The sequence below is a fragment of the Flavobacterium artemisiae genome (genome assembly GCF_042678225.1).
GTDB lineage: Bacteria > Bacteroidota > Bacteroidia > Flavobacteriales > Flavobacteriaceae > Flavobacterium > Flavobacterium artemisiae.
In genome coordinates this window covers 883,161-907,947 of the sequence record NZ_JBHUDZ010000018.1, presented here as the reverse complement: position 1 = coordinate 907,947, position 24,787 = coordinate 883,161, and the positions used below count along the sequence as shown (strand labels likewise).

At 35.3% G+C, this 24,787-nt stretch carries 14 protein-coding genes; 12 read left to right on the top strand and 2 right to left on the bottom strand.

The features are described 5' to 3' along the window. The first annotated feature begins 172 nt into the window (after nucleotides 1-172). The 5 genes from ACFSC2_RS23745 to ACFSC2_RS23725 all read left to right on the top strand — a co-directional run bounded on the left by ACFSC2_RS23745 (nucleotide 173) and on the right by ACFSC2_RS23725 (nucleotide 16,447). On the top strand, nucleotides 173-10,588 hold the full coding sequence (locus ACFSC2_RS23745) for an Ig-like domain-containing protein (RefSeq protein WP_379813586.1): 10,416 nt from the start codon (nucleotides 173-175) through the stop codon (nucleotides 10,586-10,588). Nucleotides 10,589-10,632: 44 nt separating this feature from the next. After that, nucleotides 10,633-11,565: a PorP/SprF family type IX secretion system membrane protein gene (locus ACFSC2_RS23740; RefSeq protein WP_379813585.1), complete on the top strand. Its 933-nt coding sequence runs from the start codon at nucleotides 10,633-10,635 to the stop codon at nucleotides 11,563-11,565. 11 nt (nucleotides 11,566-11,576) lie between these two features. After that, nucleotides 11,577-13,514 (top strand): OmpA family protein, encoded by a 1,938-nt coding sequence (locus tag ACFSC2_RS23735; protein WP_379813584.1) that lies wholly within the window; start codon nucleotides 11,577-11,579, stop codon nucleotides 13,512-13,514. Between the two features lie 247 nt (nucleotides 13,515-13,761). Beyond that, nucleotides 13,762-15,768 carry an NAD-dependent DNA ligase LigA gene (gene ligA / locus ACFSC2_RS23730; protein ID WP_379813583.1) on the top strand — a complete coding sequence of 669 codons (2,007 nt, stop codon included), beginning with the start codon at nucleotides 13,762-13,764 and terminating at the stop codon, nucleotides 15,766-15,768. After that, nucleotides 15,755-16,447: a hypothetical protein gene (locus ACFSC2_RS23725; RefSeq protein WP_379813582.1), complete on the top strand. Its 693-nt coding sequence runs from the start codon at nucleotides 15,755-15,757 to the stop codon at nucleotides 16,445-16,447. The genes ligA and ACFSC2_RS23725 overlap by 14 nt, the downstream gene beginning before the upstream one ends. On the opposite strand, the gene ACFSC2_RS23720 is transcribed toward ACFSC2_RS23725, so the two are convergent. Together ACFSC2_RS23720 and ACFSC2_RS23715 are read right to left on the bottom strand one after the other, a co-directional pair. Further along, nucleotides 16,434-17,348 carry a bifunctional metallophosphatase/5'-nucleotidase gene (locus ACFSC2_RS23720; RefSeq protein ID WP_379813581.1) on the bottom strand — a complete coding sequence of 305 codons (915 nt, stop codon included), beginning with the start codon at nucleotides 17,346-17,348 and terminating at the stop codon, nucleotides 16,434-16,436. The two genes, ACFSC2_RS23725 and ACFSC2_RS23720, sit on opposite strands and share 14 nt — an antisense overlap. A gap of 47 nt (nucleotides 17,349-17,395) precedes the next feature. After that, entirely contained in the window at nucleotides 17,396-18,175 is a 780-nt protein-coding gene (locus ACFSC2_RS23715; RefSeq protein ID WP_379813580.1) for a 5'-nucleotidase C-terminal domain-containing protein, read from the bottom strand. A 47-nt stretch (nucleotides 18,176-18,222) separates the two neighbouring features. On the opposite strand from ACFSC2_RS23715, the gene ACFSC2_RS23710 reads away from it, so the two are divergent. The 7 genes from ACFSC2_RS23710 (at nucleotide 18,223) to recN (ending at nucleotide 24,777) form a co-directional block, all read left to right on the top strand. Continuing rightward, nucleotides 18,223-18,735 carry a DUF6913 domain-containing protein gene (locus ACFSC2_RS23710; RefSeq protein WP_379813578.1) on the top strand — a complete coding sequence of 171 codons (513 nt, stop codon included), beginning with the start codon at nucleotides 18,223-18,225 and terminating at the stop codon, nucleotides 18,733-18,735. Between the two features lie 14 nt (nucleotides 18,736-18,749). After that, complete coding sequence (dapA, locus tag ACFSC2_RS23705) at nucleotides 18,750-19,631, top strand: 4-hydroxy-tetrahydrodipicolinate synthase (protein WP_379813577.1); 882 nt, start codon at nucleotides 18,750-18,752, stop codon at nucleotides 19,629-19,631. A gap of 138 nt (nucleotides 19,632-19,769) precedes the next feature. Continuing rightward, the gene (locus ACFSC2_RS23700) at nucleotides 19,770-20,564 is read left to right on the top strand and encodes an outer membrane protein assembly factor BamD (protein ID WP_379813576.1); all 795 of its coding nucleotides are present in this window, start codon (nucleotides 19,770-19,772) and stop codon (nucleotides 20,562-20,564) included. A 9-nt stretch (nucleotides 20,565-20,573) separates the two neighbouring features. Beyond that, nucleotides 20,574-20,891, top strand: coding sequence for a DNA-directed RNA polymerase subunit omega (locus tag ACFSC2_RS23695; RefSeq protein ID WP_012025451.1), 318 nt, complete (start codon nucleotides 20,574-20,576; stop codon nucleotides 20,889-20,891). A gap of 11 nt (nucleotides 20,892-20,902) precedes the next feature. Then, nucleotides 20,903-22,117, top strand: a complete 1,215-nt coding sequence (coaBC, locus tag ACFSC2_RS23690) for a bifunctional phosphopantothenoylcysteine decarboxylase/phosphopantothenate--cysteine ligase CoaBC (protein WP_379813575.1) — start codon at nucleotides 20,903-20,905, stop codon at nucleotides 22,115-22,117. 67 nt (nucleotides 22,118-22,184) lie between these two features. Then, nucleotides 22,185-23,069 (top strand): type IX secretion system protein PorD, encoded by an 885-nt coding sequence (porD, locus tag ACFSC2_RS23685; protein ID WP_379813574.1) that lies wholly within the window; start codon nucleotides 22,185-22,187, stop codon nucleotides 23,067-23,069. 55 nt (nucleotides 23,070-23,124) lie between these two features. Then, nucleotides 23,125-24,777 (top strand): DNA repair protein RecN, encoded by a 1,653-nt coding sequence (gene recN, locus ACFSC2_RS23680; protein WP_379813573.1) that lies wholly within the window; start codon nucleotides 23,125-23,127, stop codon nucleotides 24,775-24,777. Nucleotides 24,778-24,787 lie beyond the last annotated feature (10 nt).

Sequence of the window (24,787 nt, the reverse complement as noted above, 5' to 3'; positions counted from 1 at the left end):
CGATATGCCCAATACAACATAATTTTTATTGATGTGTAGATTAAAAACTTAATCATCTTGAGTTTTTTAATCTAAAAATTAACTGTTTGATTTTTAATTGATTGTTTAATTGCGTAGGCATTTCGCCTATTGCAAGAGGTGTTTTATTGTCCATTTTCTAATCTTCCAAATTATGAAAAAAAATTTTACTTTTTATGATCTCACGATTCACAAGAGATTATTAGGACTATTATTTTTATTGCTTATTTGTAATAAAAATTTTGCTCAGACTTTTTGTCGACCAGTATCTAATACTAACAGTATTACTGGTTTGGCATGTATTGGCGCTACCTTAACCGGCCCAGCGGCAGCTTATGACAATGATCCTAGTTTAACTACCTATGCTTCTTTAAATACGCTTGTAGGTGTATTGTGTACGGTAGAAGAAACGATGAGATTTAGTCAGACAGCTCAGGCGGGTGATCAAGTGGTTTTGTACATCGGCAGTGGACCGGGATTGCTTAATTTGTCTTTGCTTTCGACAGCAAGTCTGCAAGCAAAACTTAACGGAACTAATGTAGGGTCGAGTTTGGCTGTCAATAGTCCATTATTAAATTTAGCATTACTTCCTGGCAACGCTGTAGGGGTTTTGAGATTGACATTGCCCGCAGCGGCAAATGAAATTCAGTTTAATCTCGGTGGCGCTGTTACGGCACTAACTGAGTTTAGAATTTATGATGTGAGACTTGAGTTTGCAAGACCTACAGTAACAGGCGGTTTAAATCAAACGGTTTGTTCTGGAAGTACAGCGACTTTAACTGCAGTACCTTCAATAGGTACAACATTAGCTTGGTATAGTTCTGCAACTTCAACTACACCTTTAGCAAATGGAAATACTTATACGACTCCTGCTTTAACTGCTAATACTACTTATTATATTGGTGTTACGCGTGCTGTAGGATGTGAAAGTAACGAAAGAGTTCCAGTAGTATTAAATGTATCTAATCCTGTAGCTCCGGCTGTAAGTAATACCGGCACCGCTTTGTGTTCGGCTACGCCAACGCAGTCCACAACTTTATCTTTGATTAATCCGATACCAGGTACAACATATAATTGGTATTCCGTTGCTAGCGGAGGAACTTCCTTAGCAACAGGAACATCTTACTCTCCAACTGTTCCGTTGGGAACAACTACTTTTTATGTAGAAGCTGTGATTGGGGGCTGTATAAGTCCGACGCGAACACAGGTTAATGTTATTTCAAACCCAGTTCCGGCGGCACCGACGGTTTTAACACAGAGTGTTACTATTCAATCAGGTCAAAATGCTACTTTAAGTGCCTCGACTTCTGAAGCGGGAGCAACTATAAATTGGTATGAAGTCGCTACGGGTGGTACAGCCATTGCAACAAATACACCAACTTTTACGACACCTATATTAACAGCATCAAAAACATATTACGTAGAAACTCAAAGTGCTACGGGTGCTTGTGTGAGCACGTCTAGAGTTCCTGTTTTAGTAAATGTTATTACGACTCCTTTAGGCGGATGTTTGCAGGCTAATAGTCAACAGACATTGCTTAACGGACTTTGTCTTTTGTGTAGTTCTACCAATCCAGACTTATCTGTTGATGGAAATATTGCTACAGCTGCCAGATTGACTGTTCCGGTTGGTTTAATTAACGGCTGGGTACAGCAGACTTTACAGTTTAATAATCCCGGAAAAGCAGGAGATATTGTAGATGTTGAGTTAGAATTGCCAGCGGGTGTTTTAAATATTTCAGCTTTAAGTTATATCAGTCTTGCTACCTATAATGGTGCAACTTTTAATAATGATAGAACTTCTATTAATAATTTATTGAATGTTCAATTATTAGGAGGTAACCGTTTTAGAGCTAGTGTTACAGCCGGTGCAAACTTTGATCGCGTTGAAGTACGATTAGGAGGTCTTGCAACATTACTAACAAGTTTAGATATTTATCAAGCTTCTTATAGATATAAAGCAGCAGCAATTACTGGCAATGATCCTATTTGTACTGGTACATCTGCTACTTTGACAGCAGGACTTGCGGTAGGAGAAACTGCAGCATGGTATGATGCACCAACAGGAGGAACTCTTTTGGCGAGTACAGCAACTTACGCAACTCCGTTATTGACTGCTGATACTACATATTATCTTCAAGTAACAAGAAATGGTTGTGTAAACAGTGAAAGACAGCCAGTTTTAGTTCCGGTTGTTACACCAGTTGCACCAGTTTTAACAGCAGTTCCATCAAATTTGTGCAGCGGACAAACTTCGACAATTACAGTACAGACACCAGTTGCAGGAACAGATTACAATTGGTATGATGCTGCTACTGGCGGAAATCTAGTATTTACAGGAACATCATTTACAACTCCAGTCCTTTCAGCTAATACAAGTTATTATGTAGAAGCTGTTATTGGAAGCTGTATTAGTGCACGTACTCAAGTCAATTTAAATGTGAGTCCGTTACCAGCTGCTCCGACCGTTACTTCACCAACTGTTACAATTCAATCTGGTCAAACGGTTGTTTTACAGGTTTCTAATCCTGTCGTAGGTATTACTTATGATTGGTATACTGCAGCAACAGGTGGTACTTTGCTTACGTCAAGTACAAATTATACCACACCAGCTTTAACAGCTAATACAACTTATTATATTGAAGCTAGAAATGCTTCAGGCTGTGTAAGTGCTGCAAGAACATCTATTACAGTAATTGTAAATAAACCTATTACGACTTGCTTACAGGCCAATAATCAAACCATATCAAATGATGGATTATTGTGTGTCTTGTGTGGAGCCGTGACAGGAACAGAAACATTCTCTGTAGACGGAGATAATAACACAGCCACAACTCTTGCAGTACCAGTTGGTCTAGGAGGTTATGTACAGCAAAAACTTGATTTTGCGACTGCAGGTTTGGCGGGAGATATTATCGAGGTTGAATTGGGACTTCCTACAGGTTTATTAGATATTAGTGCGCTTTCTTATATTACTTTGCAAAGTTATAATGGAGCCACTGACAATACTGATGGTGTTTCGATTAACTCGCTTGCTAATGTGCAGCTTTTAGGAGGAAATCGTTTCAGAGCTAGTTTTGCAGCAGGAGCTAATTTTACAGGAGTTCAAGTAAGATTAGGTGGTATTGTAACAGCTTTGAGACAGTTAAATATTTATGGTGCATCATTTAGATTTAAAGATGCCACTATTACTGGAAATGGTACTGCACTTTGTGCTGGACAGTCTACTGCTTTAACGGCTAGTTCTACAGCGGTGGGTGAAACATTTGCATGGTACGACTCACCTAGTGGAGGTACACAACTTTCTGCTACAGCAAATTATACGACGCCAGCTTTAATTGCTACTACAATTTACTATTTAGATGCTTCTAGAGGTACCTGTGAAAATAGTGCACGCCAACCAGTTACTGTTACAGTAAATCCGTTGGCTACAAGTGCTGATATAGTAATTGCTAGTCCAATAGAATCGGCTTGTGATGGCACAACGATTTTAGCGCCAACTTCAACTATAGTTGGAGCGCAATATAGATATTATATAGATGCAAATAAAGCGGTAGAGATTACAGGAAGTTCAGTTGCGGGTCAGCCTAATGCAGTTTTTTCTAAAAATCCAACAACTGGAGCCCTATCAATATCAGGTTTAAGTGCGACAAACACACCATTTACCTATTATATATCTGTTTCAGGAACAGCAACATGTGAAAATGCAAATGGTACATTAAAAGAAGTTACTGTTACTTTCCCAACGACTACAGTTTTAACAGTTAATTCAACATTAGCAGGCTGCGGAAGTGCGAATTTAACTAATGCAATTACGAATTTTGATAATACAGGAAACACAACTTATAGATTTTTTAATTCATCAAATACTGAAATTACAGCAGCTGAAGCAGCTAATATAACAGTTGGAGGTGTTTATTCTATTGAAGCACAAGGAAATGGAGTTACATGTCCTTCTGTTAGACAATCAGTCACTGTTACAATTAATCCTTTACCAACTTTGACTGTAACTAATCCGCAAGAATCTGTTAATATAGGTACAAATGTTACATTAACAGCTACTTCTAATGGAACAATTACTTGGTTTGATCCTCAAGGTAATGCTTTGGCTGGACCAACTTTTACAACGGGTATATTAAATACTCCTGGAGTTTATACTTATACTGCAGTTGCTACTCTTGGTACTTGTACTGCTACAGCAACAAAAGTTATCAATGTTATTGATTTGACTAACTGTCAATCTTTGACAGAAAGAGCATATGCGACAGCACAAACTACAGGATCAATTATTACTGGAGGTGTTTCTGATCCTGCAAATGCAGTTGATGGAAATCCACAAACCTATTCTACTATAAATACAGGAGTGGGACTTTTAGGAATTGGCACTACATGGCAGAATTTAACTTGGTCGGCTAATATTGTAAAAGGAACTCCAGTAACTGTAAAATTAGGTTCAGAATACAGCTTATTGGCTGTTGGACAAAATTTATCAGTAATTGGAACTAAAGCAGGAGTTGATATCGGAACGATGCAGTCTGTATCTGGTTCGTTATTAAATTTAATTTCAGGAGATAATACTTATGAATTTACTTTTGTGCCTTCGAATGCTGCAGGGCCACAAGATTATGACGGAATTAGAGTTCAGTCTGCTTCTCTTGTAAGTGTAGGGCAAAATGTAAAAGTATTTGATGCTTATTATAAAAAGCCTGTTACGACTATTACTTGTAATGGAAGTGATATAGAAGATGTATTTTATGGAGCTACAGATATCGGTATTGGAGCTGCGACTGCTCTAGTTGGAGTAAGTGACGCATTCAACGTTGCAGACAATGATATTACAACTTTTGCTACAATGTACAGCGGTGCAGGAGTTTTAGCCGAAGCAGATTTAACGGTTCAATTTAAAACTGTTTCTGTGGTAAGTGATACTTTAAGAATTGTGATTTCAAAACCAGCAACTCTTTTAGATGTCAATCTGCTTACAGGATTTTCAATTCAGCGTTATTTAGGAAATGTACCGGTTGGTGCACCTATTCAAAATACAAGTACATTATTAAGTTTAAGATTATTGCCTGGAAATACTATGGCAGTAGCATTAGTTTCTTCTCCAACAGAAGTTTACGATAGAGTAAGAATTCGTTTTGGAGGAGTTGCAGGTGTATTGGAATTCCTAAGAGTACACACTGTTGAAAGAAGCGCCAATACAACCGTTATTGGAGCTGATCCTACCAACAAAATTGTAGTTTGTCCGGGAACCACCATTTCGCTTCAAATACCCGAAACGGCCTGTTCAACCTATATTTGGTATGATGCACCAACTGGAGGAACTGCTCTAGCAACAGGTAAAGACTTTACAGTGCCGGCAAATTTAGCCTCAGGTATCTATAAATATTATGTACAGCCAGTGCGTTATGGATGTGAAACTTTTGCAAGAGGTGAAGTTACAGTTGAGGTTAAAGCTTCTGCACCGACAAATGCTTTAACAGATATTACTTTAAATGGAGGAACAACAACTTCGATTTGTTCAGCTTCGGGAACAGTTACTTTGGCTACTTCTCTAAGTGGAACTCCAGTTTTAACGAATCCAATTTATTATTGGTATAGTTTTAACGGAAGTACAAGCCAATTAATTGCAGGAGAAAATACTTCACAATTAATCGTAAACGGATTGGCACCTGGAACATATACTTATTTTGTAGGAGTTAGTTCAGATCAATTTTGTGAAACTGCAGCAGCAGATAGAAAACAAATTACGTTCACGATCTTACCTCCTTCAACAGGAAATGATATTTTAGTTGATGATTTAGTTAGCTGTCATAGTGTGCCAGCAACATTAACACCAACGGCACCAACATTGACCACGCCAGTATTTACTTGGTATTTGGATGCAAACAAAACGCAGCCAATTACAAACGGCGCTGTAATAAGCGGTGTTACTTATACAATTAGTGCTGCAGGCGCTTTAACAGCAGTTGGATTAACCAAAGCGATGAGTCCGATTACGTATTATGTAGCTGTTTCAAGTACAAATACTTGTGAAAATCTTGCAGGAACATTACAAGATGCAGTAATTATAATTAGTGATCCAGATACACCAACTTTAGTTACGCCTGGAACTCAAAACTTCTGTTTAGAAGATGCGCCAACATTTGCTAGTATTCAAGTTAATGGAGCCAATATTGTTTGGTACACTGCTGCAACTGGCGGTACTGTAATTCCAGCAACAACAGCATTAACAAGTGGTGTTTATTATGCCGTATCAGGTGATTTAGCTACAGGTTGTGAAAGCTCAGTTAGATTAGAAGTCACAGTTATTGTAAATGATCCAGGAACACCAACATTGGTAACAGCGGGAACACAAAACTTCTGTACAGTAAATGCACCAACATTTGCAATTATTCAATTTAATCAGGCAAATATTGTTTGGTACACAGCTTTGACTGGCGGAACAGGAATTCCTTCAACTACAGCGTTAACTACAGGACAATATTTTGCGGCGATTTTAGATCCTGCAACAGGCTGTGAGAGTGCAGTAAGATTAACAGTAGATGTAATTGTGAGCGATCCGGGAACACCAACATTGGTAACGGCAGGAACACAAAACTTCTGTTTAGAAGATGCACCAACATTTGCTAGTATTCAATTTAATCAGGCAAATATTGTTTGGTACACAGCTTTAACTGGCGGAACAGCAATTCCTTCAACAACAGCTTTGACAACAGGACAATATTTTGCAGCAATTTCAGATCCAGCAACGGGTTGTGAGAGCGCAGTAAGATTAACAGTTGATGTTATTGTAAATGATCCAGGCACACCAACATTGGTAACAGCCGGAACACAAAACTTCTGTACAGTAAACGCACCAACATTTGCAAGTATTCAATTTAATCAAACAAATATTGTTTGGTACACGGCTTTAACTGGCGGAACAGTTATAGCGCCAACAACAGCGTTAACAAGCGGTACCTATTATGCAGCATTGACAGATGCAGGAACAGGATGTGAAAGCGCGACAAGATTAACAGTTGATGTTATTGTGAGTGATCCAGGAACACCAACATTGGTAACAGCAGGAACTCAAAACTTCTGTACGGTAAACGCACCAACATTTGCAAGTATTCAATTTAATCAGGCAAATATTGTTTGGTACACAGCTTTGACTGGCGGAACAGCAATTCCTTCAACAACAGCGTTAACTACAGGACAGTATTTTGCAGCGATTTTAGATCCGGCAACGGGTTGTGAAAGTGCAGTAAGATTAACAGTTGATGTAATTGTGAGCGACCCGGGAACACCAACATTGGTAACGGCAGGAACACAAAACTTCTGTTTAGAAGATGCACCAACATTTGCGAGTATTCAATTTAATCAGGCAAATATTGTTTGGTATACTGCTTTAACAGGTGGAACAGCTATTCCTTCAACAACAGCCTTGACAACAGGACAATATTTTGCAGCAATTTCAGATCCAGCGACGGGTTGTGAAAGTGCGACAAGATTAACAGTTGATGTAATTGTAAACGATCCGGGAACACCGACATTGGTAACGGCAGGAACACAAAACTTCTGTACGGTAAATGCACCGACATTTGCAAGTGTTCAATTCAATCAAACGAATATTGTTTGGTACACTGCTTTAACAGGCGGAACAGTTATAGCACCGACAACAGCTTTAACAAGCGGTACCTATTATGCAGCATTGACAGATGCAGGAACAGGATGTGAGAGCGCGACAAGATTAACAGTTGATGTTATTGTGAGTGATCCAGGAACACCAACATTGGTAACAGCAGGAACTCAAAACTTCTGTACAGTAAATGCACCAACATTTGCAAGTATTCAATTTAATCAGGCAAATATTGTTTGGTACACAGCTTTAACTGGCGGAACAGCAATTCCTTCAACTACAGCATTAACAACAGGACAATACTTCGCAGCAATTTCAGATCCTGCTACAGGTTGTGAAAGTGCGACAAGATTAACAGTTGATGTAATTGTGAGCGATCCGGGAACACCAACATTGGTAACGGCAGGAACACAAAACTTCTGTTTAGAAGATGCACCAACATTCGCGAGTATTCAGACTACCCAAACTAATATTGTTTGGTATACTGCTGCAACAGGCGGAACATTGATTCCATCTACAACAGCCTTGACAACAGGACAATATTTTGCAGCAATTTCAGATCCGGCTACGGGTTGTGAGAGTTCAGTAAGATTAACAGTTGATGTTATTGTAAATGATCCAGGTACACCAACATTGGTAACAGCCGGAACACAAAACTTCTGTACGGTAAACACACCGACATTTGCAAGTGTTCAATTTAATCAAACTAATATTGTTTGGTACACTGCTTTAACAGGCGGAACAGTTATAGCGTCGACAACAGCTTTAACAAGCGGTACTTACTATGCGGCATTAACAGATGCAGGAACAGGTTGTGAGAGCGCGACAAGATTAACAGTTGATGTTATTGTGAGTGATCCAGGAACACCAACATTGGTAACAGCTGGAACACAAAACTTCTGTACAGTAAATGCACCAACATTTGCAAGTATTCAATTTAATCAGGCAAATATTGTTTGGTACACAGCTTTAACTGGCGGAACAGCAATTCCTTCAACTACACCATTAACAACAGGACAATATTTCGTAGCAGTTTTAGATCCAGCAACGGGTTGTGAAAGTGCAGTAAGATTAACAGTTGATGTAATTGTGAGCGATCCAGCTACACCAACAACAACTTCTGCAGCACAAACATTCTGTTCAGGAACAAACCCAACAGTTGCAAATATTCAAGTTAACGAAAGTAATGTAGTTTGGTATACAACTCCAACAGGCGGAACAGCGTTGGCTGCTACGACAGCATTAACAACAGCAACTTATTATGGAGCAATAAAAGATCCGGCAACAGGCTGTGAAAGCAGTGTAAGATTGCAAGTTGCGGTTACAGTAGGAAATACAATTAACCCAACTACGAACAATGCAAATCAAAGTTTCTGTTCAACAAATGCACCAACATTTGCAAATATTCAAGTAAATGAAGGAAATGTAACTTGGTATACTGCTGCTACAGGCGGAACAGCGATTCCAGCAACTACAGCATTAACTTCTGGGGTTTATTTCGGAAATATAATTGATACAGCAACAGGATGCGAAAGCACAACTCGTTTGCAAGTGACAGTTACAGTGGGAGATCCTAGTGCAACACCGACTACGAATAATGCAACTCAGAATTTCTGTACATTGAATAATCCAACTGTGGCTAATATTCAAGTAAATGAAGCAAATGTAATCTGGTATACTACAGCAACAGGCGGCACTGCATTAGCACCAACAACAGCATTGACAACAGGCACTTATTATGGTGTAGTTTCAAGTGGAATTGGATGTGAAAACCCTGTTCGTTTAGCAGTTGTGGTAAATGTAAATACACCAGCAGTAATAACAACGCCAAGACCAGCACAGTCATTCTGTTTGTCTGCTTCTCCGACATTGCTTAACATTTTAGTTAATGAACCTAATGTACTTTGGTATACAACAGCAACTGGAGGAACGCCTTTGGCTCCGAATACACTGCTTACTGCAACAACTTATTACGCAGGAGCACTAAATAATACGACAAATGGCTGTGACAACGGACCAAGGTTAGCAATTACAGTTTCATTTGAAAATGATGCTGCAGTTCAATTGGCAACAACAGACGATACGCCTTGCGTTTTCAAAGGAGTAACCTATTCAATTGCAAACGGGAAATCAAATTATCTATGGACAATCACTGGAGGAACGATTATTTCTGGAGGTGGAAATGCTGACGGATCTGTAACAGTTTCTTGGTCAGATATTGGTCCAGGAAAAGTTGAGGTAGTTTATTTGAATAATTGTGATGAAAGAACAGTAAAATCTCTTAATGTAAGCGTGTCAAGCTGTTCAGACATAACAATTACGCATACAGTTGACAATCCAACGCCAAATTTTGGAGATAAAGTAACATTTACGATCACAGTAAACAACGTTGGAGAAGGTGATTTTATTAATACAATAGTTAGCGATTTACTTCCTAGCGGTTTACAATTAGTAAGTTCATCTACATCTACAGGTACTTATGATCCAGCTACACAACTTTGGACAATCCCAACATTAAACGCTGGTCAAAGTGTAATCCTGACTATTGTGGCAGAAGTATTGCCAAGCGGTAACTATACAAGTGTTGCAACTGTTGAGATTTCTACTCCTTTAGATGTTGATACGACCAACAATTCGGCTTCAGTTACTCTAGAGCCAATTTGTTTAACAGTTTACAATGAGTTTACACCAAATAATGATGGAGCAAACGATCTGTTTAGAATTGATTGTATTGAATCTTATCCAAATAATGAGCTAAAAGTATTTAACAGATACGGAGCATTAGTGTACAGTAAAATACATTATGAAAATGATTGGAACGGAACTGCAAATGTATCTGGAGTTGTGAATAGAGGAGATATGCTGCCAACAGGTACTTATTTTTATGTGATTACCATTGGAGATGGAACGGTTAAAAAAGGCTGGTTATCTATTATGAGATAAGCCTCTATTAATCATCTAATTAATTAAACTAAATAAGTATCGTTATGAAACTATATATAAAATCATTAGAAACATATTTCATTTTAATATGTTCTTTTATCTCGGTTTGTGCCACAGCACAACAGGATCCGCAATATACGCAGTATATGTACAATACTATGGCGATAAACCCAGCTTATGCTGGGTCTACCGGAACCATAGAGGCAACACTTTTACATCGTTCTCAATGGGTTGGAATCTCTGGAGCACCACAGACACAATCATTCTCTATTCATTCACCTCTTCGAAATGAAAAAGTAGGATTAGGATTGAGCGTTGTAAATGATAAAATAGGGCCTTCTAACGAGCTGTATCTTGATGGAAATTTCTCTTATTCAATACCACTAGGTTATGAAAAACGCTTGGCTTTTGGTTTAAAAGCAGGTATGAGAATGCTAAACATAGATTGGTCAAAAGGAAGATACTATGATAATAATGACGTTTTATTAAATCAGAATATTGATAATCAAATGAAATTGGCAGTCGGAGCCGGAATTTACTACTACACAGACAAATGGTACGTAGGACTTTCTGTTCCAAGCTTTATTCAAAATGATTATTATGACGATGTTCAGGAATCTATAGATTATGATCGTATGCACTACTTTTTAATGGGAGGTTATGTTTTTGATTTGAATCCAAATTTGAAATTTAAACCAGCATTTTTAGTAAAAGCAGTAACTGGAGCACCAATTTCTGCAGATGTATCGGCAAATTTTATGATTCAGGAAAAGTTTGTTATTGGGGGAGCATACCGAACAGATGATTCTGTGAGTATACTGGCAGGTTTTCAAATCTCGCCAAGTTTTTATCTCGGATATGCATTTGATTACACGGTAAGCGAATTAAACAAATACAATGATGGTTCTCACGAAATCATCTTGCGTTATCAATTTGTGAAAAATCAAAGTAAAATTAAATCCCCTCGATTCTTCTAAAAATAAAACTCATGAGAAAACTATATATCCTATGTTTAATTTTGAGCGTAACATTTAGTTACGCTCAAAAAACAAACCTAAAGAAAGCGGATGCTTTGTTTAGAAACTACGCCTACTTGGATGCTTCAAAAGCTTATGAAGAAATTTTAGAGCACATAAAAGATCCATCGGCTCAGACCCTGAAGAACGCTGCAGATTCCTATTATTTTATTTCGGATTCTAGAAATGCACTAAAATGGTACAGAAAACTTTACGAAGTTCAAGGAAACAATTTAACTGATATTTATTATCTGCGCTATATCCAATCTATGAAAGCCGTTATGGATTATGATGAAGCGGATAAAATCACAAAAGAATATCTGGATAAAAAAGGAGACAAAACTGAAATTAATCGATATGTCTATCAGAAAAAGTATATGGATAGTGTGGCAAAAGCAAAACCACTTTATACAATTAAAAATTTAGACATCAACACCAGTAAATCAGATTTTGGAGCAACTTTCTTTAAAGATAATATTGTATTTACATCAGCTCGCGATACAACAAAATTCAGTGACAAATTGTACACTTGGAACAATCAGCCGTTTTTAAATCTGTATTTCGCAGAGAGAAATCCTGCTGACGGAAGTTTGTTTAACGAAACCGTTTTTCTGCCAAATGTAATGACCAAATACCACGAAGCAACAGCAAGTTTTGATAAAGAAGGAAAAACAATTTACTATTCAACAAACATTGTAAAGAAAAATAAATTGGTTGTTGACGAAGCAAAAGTGAATAATTTCCAGATCATTAAAGGATCAATTGTCAATAACAAGTTGGAAAATCCGCAGAAAGTATTTTTTGACAGCGATGATTATTCAGTTGGTCATCCATCATTAAGTGAAGACGGACAGTGGCTTTTCTTTGCATCAGATATGCCGGGAGGTTATGGAGAAACCGATTTGTACATGGTAAGAATTGCAAGCGATGGAACTATGAGTTCACCGCAGAATTTGGGACCAAAAATCAATACAATTGGTAACGAAGTCTTTCCATTTTATCAAAACGGAGTATTATATTTTTCTTCTGACGGACATTACGGCTGGGGAGATTTGGATGTTTATGAGAGTAAATTTCAATCAGACGGCAGTTTTTCGACTCCAAAAAATCTTGGGGCACCGATCAACAGCAACAAAGATGACTTTTCTTTCATCCTAGACAAATCAAATGCTTACGGTTATTTCTCTTCAAATAGAGCAGGAGGAAAAGGGGATGATGATATTTATTCCTTTGTAAAAGGAAAACCAGTCTGCAATCAAAGTATTTCTGGTATGGCAATCGATCATAAAAGCAAAAAACCTTTGCCAGATGTTACGATCATGGCGTACAACTCTTTTAGTGAAGTTTTAGGAGAAACCAAAACCAATTATGAAGGAAAATATGCAATTGAAGTTCCTTGTAATAAAGTAGTTAAAATGATTGCCGCAAAGATAAACTATAGCAGTGATGATAAAACTGTCGAAACAACTGGAGAAAATGCAGGAGAAATCAAAGATGTCAATTTTGAGCTTAGCAATTATGACGATTTAGTTGTCAAAAAACAAGGTGTAGAGAAAGTAGATGTAAACCCTATTTATTTTGACTATGATAAATTCGATATAACGCCAAAAGCAATCGAAGAATTATCTAAAGTAGTTTTCATCATGCAGAAGTTTCCAAACATCAGAATCAAAATTGAATCTCATACCGATTCTCGCGGAAAAGATGCTTACAACTTAAAACTTTCAGATAACAGAGCAAAATCTACCAGAGATTATATTCTTTCTCAAGGAATCGATGCTTCTCGAATTGAAAGCGCCATTGGTTACGGAGAAACCCGTTTAATCAATAAATGTAAAAATGGTGTAAAATGTACAGAAGAGGAGCATCTTCTAAATAGACGTTCAGACTTTATCATTATTCAAAAATAGTTTTATATTTGCATTGTAATTGGTTGATTATCAGTAATAAGTATAAAACGTCGAAACCATTTGGAAGTTGGTTTTTATTAATTCTTTTTTAAGAATAATGGACAAGGAGAAAATCAGACTGCATGAATTTGCAGTCTGATTTTTGATTTTATAAAACTTTCAAATTTTAGTGCTTTTGAACAAAAATAAAATCCTAATTTTGATATTCAATTATCCACAATTACAACCTGCAATATTTTAGTATTTTATGAGCATTCAAGAGACCATTCAAACATTACGAGAAGAACTTAATCAGCACAATTACAATTACTATGTGTTGGATAATGCCACAATTTCTGATTATGATTTTGATATAAAACTCAAAGAACTGCAGGATTTAGAAAATAAACACCCAGAATTCTTTGATGAAAATTCACCGACACAACGTGTAGGAGGTTCTGTAACCAAAAATTTTAAAACAATTGCACACCAATACAGAATGTATTCTTTAGACAATTCCTATTCTAAAGAAGATCTTTTGGATTGGGAAAATCGTATCCAAAAAGTTTTAGGAAACGTTGACCTGCAATATACATGTGAGCTAAAGTACGACGGTGCCTCTATCAGTATCACGTACGAAAACGGAAAACTAGTTCAGGCATTAACACGCGGAGACGGTTTTCAGGGAGATGAGGTAACCAATAACATTAAAACCATAAAATCAATTCCTTTACATTTAAAAGGAAATTACCCAGATCGATTTGATATCAGAGGAGAAATTATTCTTCCTTTTGCCGGTTTCGAAAAAATGAATCAGGAGTTAATTGAAATTGGAGAAACACCCTATTCAAATCCAAGAAATACAGCTTCAGGAAGTTTAAAATTACAAGACAGCGCTGAGGTTGCAAAACGTCCGCTGGAATGTTTATTGTATTTTGTAACAGGAAACAATTTACCTTTTAAATCACAATTTGAAGGTTTAGAATCTGCTAGAAAATGGGGTTTCAAAGTACCAGCCGAAGCTAAGCTTGTAAACAACATGCAGGAAGTTTTTGATTTCATCGATTATTGGGATGTACATCGTCACAATCTTCCATACGAAACAGATGGAGTGGTAATAAAAGTAAACAGTATCCAGCACCAAGAAGAATTAGGTTATACAGCCAAATCACCGCGTTGGGCAATTGCTTATAAATTCAAATCAGAACAAGTTTCTACAGTATTAAAATCTATTTCTTATCAAGTTGGGCGTACAGGTGCTATTACGCCAGTTGCAAATCTAGAACCAGTACAACTTGCTGGAACCATTGTAAAAAGAGCTTCTCTGCATAACGCCGATCAAATCGAAAAATTAGATATTCGAATTAATGATACCGTTTTTGTTGAAAAAGGAGGAGAGATCATTCCTAAGATCATTGCTGTCGATTTAGAGAAACGACCAGAAGATTCAGAAAAAACACATTATATAGCTTATTGTCCAGAATGTCATACCGAATTAGTTCGAAATGTTGGAGAAGCCAATCACTATTGTCCTAATTTTTATGGATGTCCTCCACAGATTATCGGAAGAGTACAGCATTATATTTCAAGAAAAGCAATGGATATTGAAGGTCTTGGAGGCGAAACAGTTGCTTTACTTTTCAAAAACAATTTAGTGCACAATTATGCAGATTTATATGAATTAAAAGTGGAAGACATTCTGCATTTAGAAAGAATGGCTAAGAAATCTGCTGAAAATCTGGTAAATGGAGTTCAGAAATCAAAAGAAATTCCGTTTGAGAGTGTTTTGTTTGCACTCGGAATCCGTTTTGTTGGAGAAACCGTTGCTAAAAAATTAGCGAAACATTATAAAAATATTGATGCCTTGAGCCAAGCTTCTTTAATGGATTTGGTTTTAGTTGATGAAATTGGAGAAAGAATAGCCAAAAGTGTTATTGAATTCTTTGAAAATGAAGAAAACAAAATCATTATTGAACGTTTAAAAAGTTATGGCGTTCAATTTCAAATCGAAGAAAAAATCAATCCAAATGCAACAAATAAGTTTGCAGGAAAAACATTTGTAGTTTCTGGAGTTTTTAGTCAGTTTTCGAGAGATGAGCTTAAAAAAGCGATTGAAGATAACGGAGGAAAAAATGGAAGTTCAATTTCCGCAAAAACAGATTTTGTTGTAGCTGGTGATAATATGGGACCAGCCAAATTAGAAAAAGCCACCAAATTAAATATAACTATATTGTCGGAAGAAGATTTTATTAACAAATTGAATGAAAGCGAATAAACCGTCTTTAATTTTATTTTTTTTGGCCTTGCTCTGTACCATCATTTTTGACTGGACAGAGCAGGAATTTCTTGGGACATATTCAAAAGCCATTGTACTGCCGGCTATATTTATTTACTATTTAATAAGCTCCGAATTTAAAATTAAGAAAACAGAAGGTTTTATATTTTTGTTCTGTTTTGTTGGACAAGTTTATGATCTAATGGAAATAGAAACCTCTGAATTAGCTGGTGTTTTGAGCTTTTTGGTCGTTTATATGTTATTGGTAAAAATTTTCATTAGAGAACACGAAAGAATACGGCTTACTAAGCGAGATATTCTTCCGATTTCTATAGTAGTCGTTTTTATCGTTTACCTTTTGGTTTCGGTTTTAAGCCTGCAATTAGATAACATGAAGAAATTCAATTTCTTGTACACGTTTTACGGAATCGTTTTGAGTCTTTTAAGTTATTTTGCCTTTGTTAGTTATATAACAAAAGGGACACACATTGCTCTGTTAATGTCCCTTATGGCTATTAGTTATATCTTTTCAGATATTTTCTATATTTTCAACGAATATTTTTCGTATTCAGTAGTATTGGTTTTGATACGAGATGTAACTCAAATTCTGGGTTATTTCTTTATGGTAGAATATTTTTTAGAAAAAGCCAGAATTCAAAAAAAAGTTACACAACAATAGTTCTTCCTTGATTGGTGTGCGCTTTGTCTTTATCAAAGTAAAAATCAATACGCCCTAAATTTATTCCATAACATCCCACTTGATTTACCAGTACATCTTGACCGGCCTTATTTTTAACGATTGTAGGTTTGTCAAGAAAAGTATGAGTATGTCCGCCAATAATCAAGTCAATATCTTGTGTTTGTTCAGCAAATTTCAAGTCAGAAATCTTGCTTTCATCATCTTTATATTTGTAACCAAGATGCGAAAGACAAATAACCAAATCACATTTTTCCTGCTTTTTCAATAATTGCGTCATATCCTGCGCAGTTTCAACAGGATTATTATAAACCGTTTCTTTATACAATTGTTTGTCAACTAAACCTTTCAACTCAATTCCTACGCCAAAAACACCCACTTTAATTCCGTTTTTGTGGAAGATTTTATAAGGTTTTACGTGACCATCCATCACGGTGTTTTTAAAATCATAGTTAGAGTTGATAAAATCAAAAGTCGCGTGTGGAAGCTGTGCATACAATCCATCCAAACCATTGTCAAAATCATGGTTTCCAATAGTAGACGCATCGTATTTCATCATACTCATCAATTTAAATTCCAATTCACCTCCATAATAATTAAAATAAGGAGTTCCCTGAAAAATATCTCCCGCATCTAATAATAGCACATTCGGATTTTCTCTTCGAATAGTTTCTATTAAAGCCGCACGACGAGAAACACCTCCTTTATTAGGATTACGCGGATCGTCTGCAGGAAAAGGATCAATGTGGCTGTGCACATCATTAGTATGTAGAATAGTTAAATGCTTAACTTCGTCGTTAGTTCCAAAACTGCTCAAAGACAAACCTAAACTCAAAAGGGCAGTACTTGCAGCTGTTTTTTCGATAAACTCTCTTCTTTTCATTTTATATTTTTTTTGCTGAAAAAGCTGTAATTCGTTTTTGTAAAATTTTATTCTTCCGTAATTCTAATATCTTTTTTTACAGGAATAGTGTCTACTTCTTTAAAGTAATCAATCAATACATTTCTCAATTTGTAATTGAGATCAAATTTTTGAGTGCTTTTTGCGAAGAAAGTCATGCTGTCGCCTCCATTTGCTAAATAGTCATTTGTGGCAACATAATACGTCTTGTTAAGATCAAGTGGTTTTCCTTGAATCAATATATTTTTAGCAGTATTTGTTTTGGTAATAGTAAAAGTCATTCCAGATAATGGCTGCGGTTTTCTCTCCTTAATAATATATGCTGCAATTTCTTGAATTTGTTCCCCTTTTAAAGCTAAGACAACGAGATTATTTTCAAAAGGCATAATTTCAAAAGCCGTTCTTGTAGTAACATTTCCTTTAGGAAGAATAGCACGAATCCCGCCATGATTTAACAAACATAAATCGATATCTTTCTTTTCGCGTGCTTTAAAAACGGTATTTCCTCTTTCCACACAAACGTCTGCTAATAAACTGCCAATAGTAGTCTGCCATTTTCCAGTACTTTTGTCAAGTGTTTCAGGGCAATACGCCAAAACATTATCCAAATCCTGATTAATATGATCTCGGTAAGGTTTAATAAAGTCTTCAATAGCTGGGGTTTCAGCAGTCTTCTCAGTAACAGGAAGTTGTTTTCCTTCGATTTTGGTTAAATTATAGTTTTTCTGACTGCAGGAAACTATAAAAAAAAGTGTTAAGAATATAACAAAAAGTTTTAAAAATCCGTTATACTTTTTTAGTTTTACCATTTTAAATGCAACTTAAATAATTAATTTTGTAATCTGGTAAAAGTACTATGTTTTTGAATTATATAAAGGAATTTTTTGTAAAAAAATCATTAAAAAATAACTTGAGTAATCAAAAAAATGAAGTCTTTTCTAAAAATGTACAAACAATTGGTTTGTTGGTAGATGAAAGTAATTTTCGTGATTCAAAGGCGCTTATAGAAGAATTAACGCTTCACGGAATTGTTCCAGAGAACATAAAAATTGTAGCGTACAGGGATAAAATCAAGAAGAAAAAAACGTATTCACGTCCTACTTTTGGTAAAAAAAACATCAATTGGAAAGGCGGAATTTCGGAAGATTTTTTAAATGAATTTATCCATACAGAATTTGATCTTTTGATTAGTTATTACGATCAAGAAAAAGCGATTTTGATGATGGTAACGCAAAAATCAAAAGCGAGATTTAAGATTGGTTTTTCTTCTGTCGATGCAGGTTTAAACCGTTGGATGATTAATACGGACAAAGAGAATTATAAACTATTCGTTTCAGAATTGTTTAAGTATTTAAAAAATATAAAATAAATTTAATTAAGAATATGCAATCATTAATAGGAACTGGTGTTGCCCTTGTAACTCCATTTAAAAAAGATTTTTCAGTAGATATCGAAGCTTTGCAGAGAATCGTAAACTTTTCTATAGACGGAGGAGTTGAATATCTTGTAGTAATGGGGACAACAGCAGAAAATGCCACCCTAACTGCAGACGAGAAAGAATTGGTTATCAAAACAGTAATCGATGTAAATAAAGGAAGACTGCCTCTTGTTCTTGGAGTAGGAGGAAATAATACGATGCAGATTGTTGAGGAATTAAAAACCAGAGACTTTTCTGCTTTCGAGGCCATACTTTCAGTTTCTCCTTATTATAATAAACCAACTCAAGAAGGAATTTATCAGCATTTTAAAGCAATTGCAGAAGCTTCACCAGTTCCTGTGATTTTGTATAATGTGCCGGGAAGAACTTCTAGTAACATGCTTCCGTCAACAGTGGTGCGTTTGGCAAATGATTTTGAAAATGTAGTAGCAATAAAAGAAGCTGCCGGAGATATGGCGCAGGCAATGCAGATTATAAAAAATGCACCAAAAGATTTCTTAGTGATTTCTGGAGATGATATGCTGGCATTACCGATCGTTTTAGCAGGTGGAGCAGGAGTTATTTCTGTAATCGGACAAGGATTTCCTAAAGAATTTTCAGAAATGATTCGTTTAGGACTCAATAAAAAAGCAGCAGATGCGTTTAAAACTCATTATTTCCTGTCGGATAGTATTGATATGATTTTTGAACAAGGAAATCCTGCAGGAATCAAACAAATCTTTCAAGCGCTTGGAATTGCTGACAATACCGTTCGTCTTCCGTTAGTAACTGTAGATGATTCGCTTGCTCAAAGATTAAATGAATTTGTAAAAAATAGTATAAAATAAACGTAACATTTACGGTATTTTAATATACTAAAAAATATATTTTGTAGTAGCTAAATTAATAACTAAATTTGCCACCGAAACTTCGGTGTGATTTTGCTTTGGCATAATTGTCTGAGAGATCATAATAAAAGTAAGAAAATGAAAAAAATAGTTGCGCTTTTAATTGTTGCGGTTCTTGTTTGCTCTTGCAGCGAATATCAAAAAGTTTTGAAGAATGATGATGTTGCGGCTAAGTTTGACCTTGCAACCAGAATGTATGAGGCAGGAAAATACAATAAAGCGATTCGTCTTTTTGAACAGTTATCCGCTTCTTACAGAGGAAAACCTCAAGCAGAAAAACTTTTTTACATGTTTTCTCAGTCCTATTATAAGACTAAACAATATTATTTAGCTGGTTATCAGTTCGAAAGTTTCGTTTCAGGTTATCCAAGAAGTGAAAAAGTGCAGGAAGCAGCATTTTTAGGCGCTTACAGTTATTCAAAATTAGCACCTGTTTACAGTTTAGATCAGACTGATACGGTTAAAGCATTAGATAAATTACAAGCTTTTATTGATAATTATCCTAATTCAGAATACATTCCTCAAGCAAATGCAACGGTTCAAGTACTGAATGGTAAATTAGAGAAAAAAGCTTATGAAAATGCAAAAGGCTATAATACAATCTCTGATTATAAATCAGCATTAATTGCTTTTGATAATTTTATCGCTGATTTTCCAGGGACACCTTTTAAAGAAGACGCTTTATTTTATAAATATGATTCAGCTTACAAATTAGCTATTAACAGTATTCCTTCAAAAATGGAAGAGCGTTTAAACGTAGCAAAAGCAGCTTATTCAAATTTGATAAAATTTAAAAGCGATACTAAGTACAAAAAACAAGCAGACGAAATGAATGCTAGAGTTGAAACAGATTTACAAAAATATACTAAATAAAAACAAGTCATGGATTTAAAAAAGACGAATGCTCCTGTAAACACAATAACTTACAATAAAACAGTTATTGAAGAGCCAACAGGAAATGTGTATGAAGCAATTACCATTATGGCTAAAAGAGCAAATCAAATTAATTCTGAAATTAAAAAAGAATTAACTGAGAAATTAGAAGAGTTTGCTACTTACAATGACAGTCTTGAAGAAGTTTTTGAAAATAAAGAGCAAATTGAAGTTTCTAAATTTTACGAAAAATTACCAAAACCACACGCTTTAGCTGTTCAAGAATGGTTAGACGGTAAAACTTACCACAGAAATTCAAACAAATAATATAGTACACAATGTCAGTTTTAAACGGGAAAAAGATTTTACTGGGTGTCTCCGGTGGAATCGCAGCCTATAAAACAGCCTCATTAGTACGACTTTTTATAAAAGCAGGTGCACATGTCCAAGTGATCATGACACCTGCTTCTAAGGATTTTGTAACACCGCTTACATTATCTACATTATCAAAAAATCCAGTACATTCAAGTTTCTTTAATCAAGAAGATGAAAATGAAGTTTGGAACAATCACGTTGAATTAGGTCTTTGGGCCGATTTAATGCTGGTTGCGCCTGCTACTGCAAATACGTTGTCTAAAATGGCAACAGGAAACTGCGATAATCTTTTAATTGCTACTTATTTATCGGCAAAATGTCCCGTTTATTTTGCGCCTGCAATGGACTTGGATATGTACAAACATCCTTCTACTTTATCAAGTTTTGCTTCGTTGAAACAATTCGGAAATATTATGATTCCGGCAGAAAGCGGTGAATTGGCTAGTGGTTTGTCTGGAGAAGGCCGAATGGCTGAACCAGAAAATATAATCGCATTTTTAGAAGCCGATCTTGAAAGTAAATTACCTTTAAAAGGAAAAAAAATACTCGTAACAGCAGGCCCAACATACGAAGCTATAGATCCTGTACGTTTTATTGGAAATCATTCTTCTGGAAAAATGGGATTTGATATTGCAAATAAAGCTGCAAGTTTAGGAGCAGAAGTGTTTTTGATTGCTGGTCCGACACATTATAAAGTAAAAAATAGTTTAATAAAAGTTGTAGAAGTAGTTTCGGCGCAAGAAATGTATGATGCTTGTCATGTTTATTTTCATGAAGTTGATGCTGCAATTGCAGCGGCAGCTGTTGCAGATTACAGACCTAAATTTGTTGCAGATCAGAAGATTAAAAAGACAACAGAAGAGTTTTCTATAGCGCTTGAAAAGACAAAAGATATATTGTCTTCTTTAGGAGCTGTTAAAAAAAATCAGTTTTTAATTGGTTTTGCGTTAGAGACAGAGAACGAAATTGAAAATGCTAAGTTGAAAATTCAGAAAAAAAACTTAGATTTGATTGTTTTAAATTCCTTACAAGATAAAGGAGCCGGTTTTAAAAAAGAAACCAATAAAGTAACGTTTATTGATAAGAATTTTGAAATTGAGCCGATGGAATTAAAATCAAAAGAATCTGTAGCTGCTGATATTTTAAACAAAGTGATTTTGCATTTTTCAAAATCTTAATTTTAAATCTGTAGCCCAGCATAAATTAGAAACAATTTGTGTTTGCAAATTAAACATTTAGACGAGTATGAATAGAATAGTTGCACTTTTAGTTTTTTTTAGCGTCGGCTTCCTGCAGGCTCAACAGCTAAATTGTACCGTAACTATTAATACAGAACGATTAACTAATCCCAATAATCAGGTTTTTAAAACCTTGCAGACTGCTCTTTCAGAGTTTGTAAATAAGACAGATTGGACAGGTGCGACTTTAAAGCAAAACGAACGCATTAACTGTTCGATGTATATTACTTTATCGTCAAACAGTTCAGATCAATTTACAGGAACAATTCAGGTTCAGTCGTCGAGATTAATTTATAATTCAACTTATTCTTCGCCTGTTTTAAATTTTAATGATAAAGATTTCAATTTTAAATACACAGAATACGAACCCTTATTATTTAATCCAAACGTTTACGAATCAAATTTAGTTTCTGTAATTTCTTTTTACAGTTATGTGATTTTAGGTATGGATGCTGATACTTTTCAAATGGGTGCCGGAAACCAATATCTTGAAACTGCTCAAAATATTGCCAATGTGGCACAGCAGGGCGGATTTAAAGGCTGGACACAATCAGACGGACTTCAGAATCGTTATTATTTAATTAATGATATGATTGCGCCGACTTATAGTGATCTTCGTCAAACCATGTATTTATACCACACAGGATTAGACGGAATGAGTCTTGATTTGAAAGCATCTAAAGAGAAAATAAAAGGTTCATTAATGCTAATCGGAAAACTAGCTTCAGTTAAACCTAATGCTTTTATTACAAGAGTATTTTTTGATGCAAAATCCGATGAAATTGTTTCTATTTTCTCAGGCGGGCCAAGTATTCCGGTCACCGATCTAACAGATGTTTTAAATAAAGTTTCGCCATTGAATTCAACCAAATGGTCGCAGATTAAATTTTAAATCTATTTAAGTTCCCAATTCTTATAGTTAACTACTTTTTTACATTTTTACCTTTATGATTACGTCTCTTTCTATTAAAAATTATGCTTTAATTGAAAAACTTGCAATAGATTTTTCAAAAGGTTTTTCTATAATAACAGGAGAAACAGGTGCAGGTAAATCTATTATTTTGGGTGCAATTGGTCTTGTTTTGGGAAAAAGAGCCGATTTGACTTCGCTTAAAAATAAAGAAGAAAAATGTGTGATAGAAGCACAATTTGATATTTCTAAATACAATTTAAAAGACTTTTTTGAGGCAAATGATCTTGATTATGAAGATGAAACCATCATTAGAAGAGAAATTCTTCCTTCTGGAAAATCACGTGCTTTTATAAATGATAGTCCTGTAAATTTACAAGAATTGCAAGATTTAAGTTTGTATCTGATTGATATTCACTCACAACAGCAAACTCAAGAATTATCAGATGAAAATGTTCAATTTAAAATTATTGATGCCATTGCAGGTAATTTTGAAACAATTTCAGAATACCAAAAAGTTTTAAAAAGCTATAGATCAGATAAAGCAAAACACAATGCATTGCTGAAAAAGCAGAGTGATGCTGGAAAAGAGCAGGAATATAATACATTTTTGTTGAATGAGTTAGTTGCTGCAAATCTTAAGTCTGGAGAACAAGAAGAATTAGAAGCAGATTACGAAAAATTAAATAATGTAGAGATTATCAAAGAATCTCTAGATAAATCTTTGGCAATTGCAAATGAAGAACAATTTGGTGTTTTTCATAATTTGAATGAAATTAAAAATTCACTTCAAAAGATTGTATCGTTTTCGCCAGAATACCAAGCTCTTTTTGAAAGAATCACGAGTATATCAATTGAATTTGACGATGTTTCTAAAGAACTTCAGAATAATTCAGAAAAACTATTAAATGATCCGGCACAGTTAGAGCTGGTAAGTCAAAAATTGCAATTAATTTACAATCTGCTTAAAAAACATCAAGCTGATAATGTTGATGGATTACTGCAAATTCAAGCAGATTTGGGGAATACTTTATTAGAGCTTGATAATATTGAAGATGAGATTAAGGCCATTGCATTAGAAATTGAAAAGAAAATTGCAGAACTAGATCGCATTGCAATGATTATTCATGAGAACAGAATAAAAGCAATTCCGGTTTTATCCAGCCAGTTGATTTCAATTTTAGAAACATTAGGAATGCCGAATGTTCGATTTAATATGGAATTGATTCCTTCTGAAAATTACCTTCAAAACGGGAAAGAAGAATTACAATTTTTATTTTCTGCTAATAAAGGAACTGATTTTGGCTTATTGAAAAAAGTAGCTTCTGGTGGAGAAATGTCTCGTATTATGCTGGCAGTAAAAGCAATTTTGGCTAAATACTCAAAACTCCCAACTTTAATTTTTGATGAAATAGATACAGGGGTTTCTGGAGAAATTGCCATTAGAATGGGCGAAATCATGAAAGAAATGAGCAATACAATGCAGATTTTTGCTATTACACATTTACCTCAAATTGCTGCAAAAGGAGATTCGCATTTTAGAGTTTCAAAATCTACTGTAGGAAATGATACCGTTTCAGAATTAAAGCTATTAACTCAGGATGAAAGAGTTACAGAAATTGCGCAAATGTTGTCTGGAGCAAACATCTCAGATTCGGCATTAAATCATGCAAAAGAATTATTAAATTAAATATTTGATT

Excerpts from the sequence above, each read along its gene's own strand:
- ACFSC2_RS23745 (WP_379813586.1), top strand. The coding sequence starts at position 173 with ATGAAAAAAAATTTTACTTTTTATGATCTCACGATTCACAAGAGATTA.
- ACFSC2_RS23740 (WP_379813585.1), top strand. The coding sequence starts at position 10,633 with ATGAAACTATATATAAAATCATTAGAAACATATTTCATTTTAATATGT.
- ACFSC2_RS23735 (WP_379813584.1), top strand. The coding sequence starts at position 11,577 with ATGAGAAAACTATATATCCTATGTTTAATTTTGAGCGTAACATTTAGT.
- ligA (WP_379813583.1), top strand. The coding sequence starts at position 13,762 with ATGAGCATTCAAGAGACCATTCAAACATTACGAGAAGAACTTAATCAG.
- ACFSC2_RS23725 (WP_379813582.1), top strand. The coding sequence starts at position 15,755 with ATGAAAGCGAATAAACCGTCTTTAATTTTATTTTTTTTGGCCTTGCTC.
- ACFSC2_RS23720 (WP_379813581.1), bottom strand. The coding sequence starts at position 17,348 with ATGAAAAGAAGAGAGTTTATCGAAAAAACAGCTGCAAGTACTGCCCTT.
- ACFSC2_RS23715 (WP_379813580.1), bottom strand. The coding sequence starts at position 18,175 with ATGGTAAAACTAAAAAAGTATAACGGATTTTTAAAACTTTTTGTTATA.
- ACFSC2_RS23710 (WP_379813578.1), top strand. The coding sequence starts at position 18,223 with ATGTTTTTGAATTATATAAAGGAATTTTTTGTAAAAAAATCATTAAAA.
- dapA (WP_379813577.1), top strand. The coding sequence starts at position 18,750 with ATGCAATCATTAATAGGAACTGGTGTTGCCCTTGTAACTCCATTTAAA.
- ACFSC2_RS23700 (WP_379813576.1), top strand. The coding sequence starts at position 19,770 with ATGAAAAAAATAGTTGCGCTTTTAATTGTTGCGGTTCTTGTTTGCTCT.
- ACFSC2_RS23695 (WP_012025451.1), top strand. The coding sequence starts at position 20,574 with ATGGATTTAAAAAAGACGAATGCTCCTGTAAACACAATAACTTACAAT.
- coaBC (WP_379813575.1), top strand. The coding sequence starts at position 20,903 with ATGTCAGTTTTAAACGGGAAAAAGATTTTACTGGGTGTCTCCGGTGGA.
- porD (WP_379813574.1), top strand. The coding sequence starts at position 22,185 with ATGAATAGAATAGTTGCACTTTTAGTTTTTTTTAGCGTCGGCTTCCTG.
- recN (WP_379813573.1), top strand. The coding sequence starts at position 23,125 with ATGATTACGTCTCTTTCTATTAAAAATTATGCTTTAATTGAAAAACTT.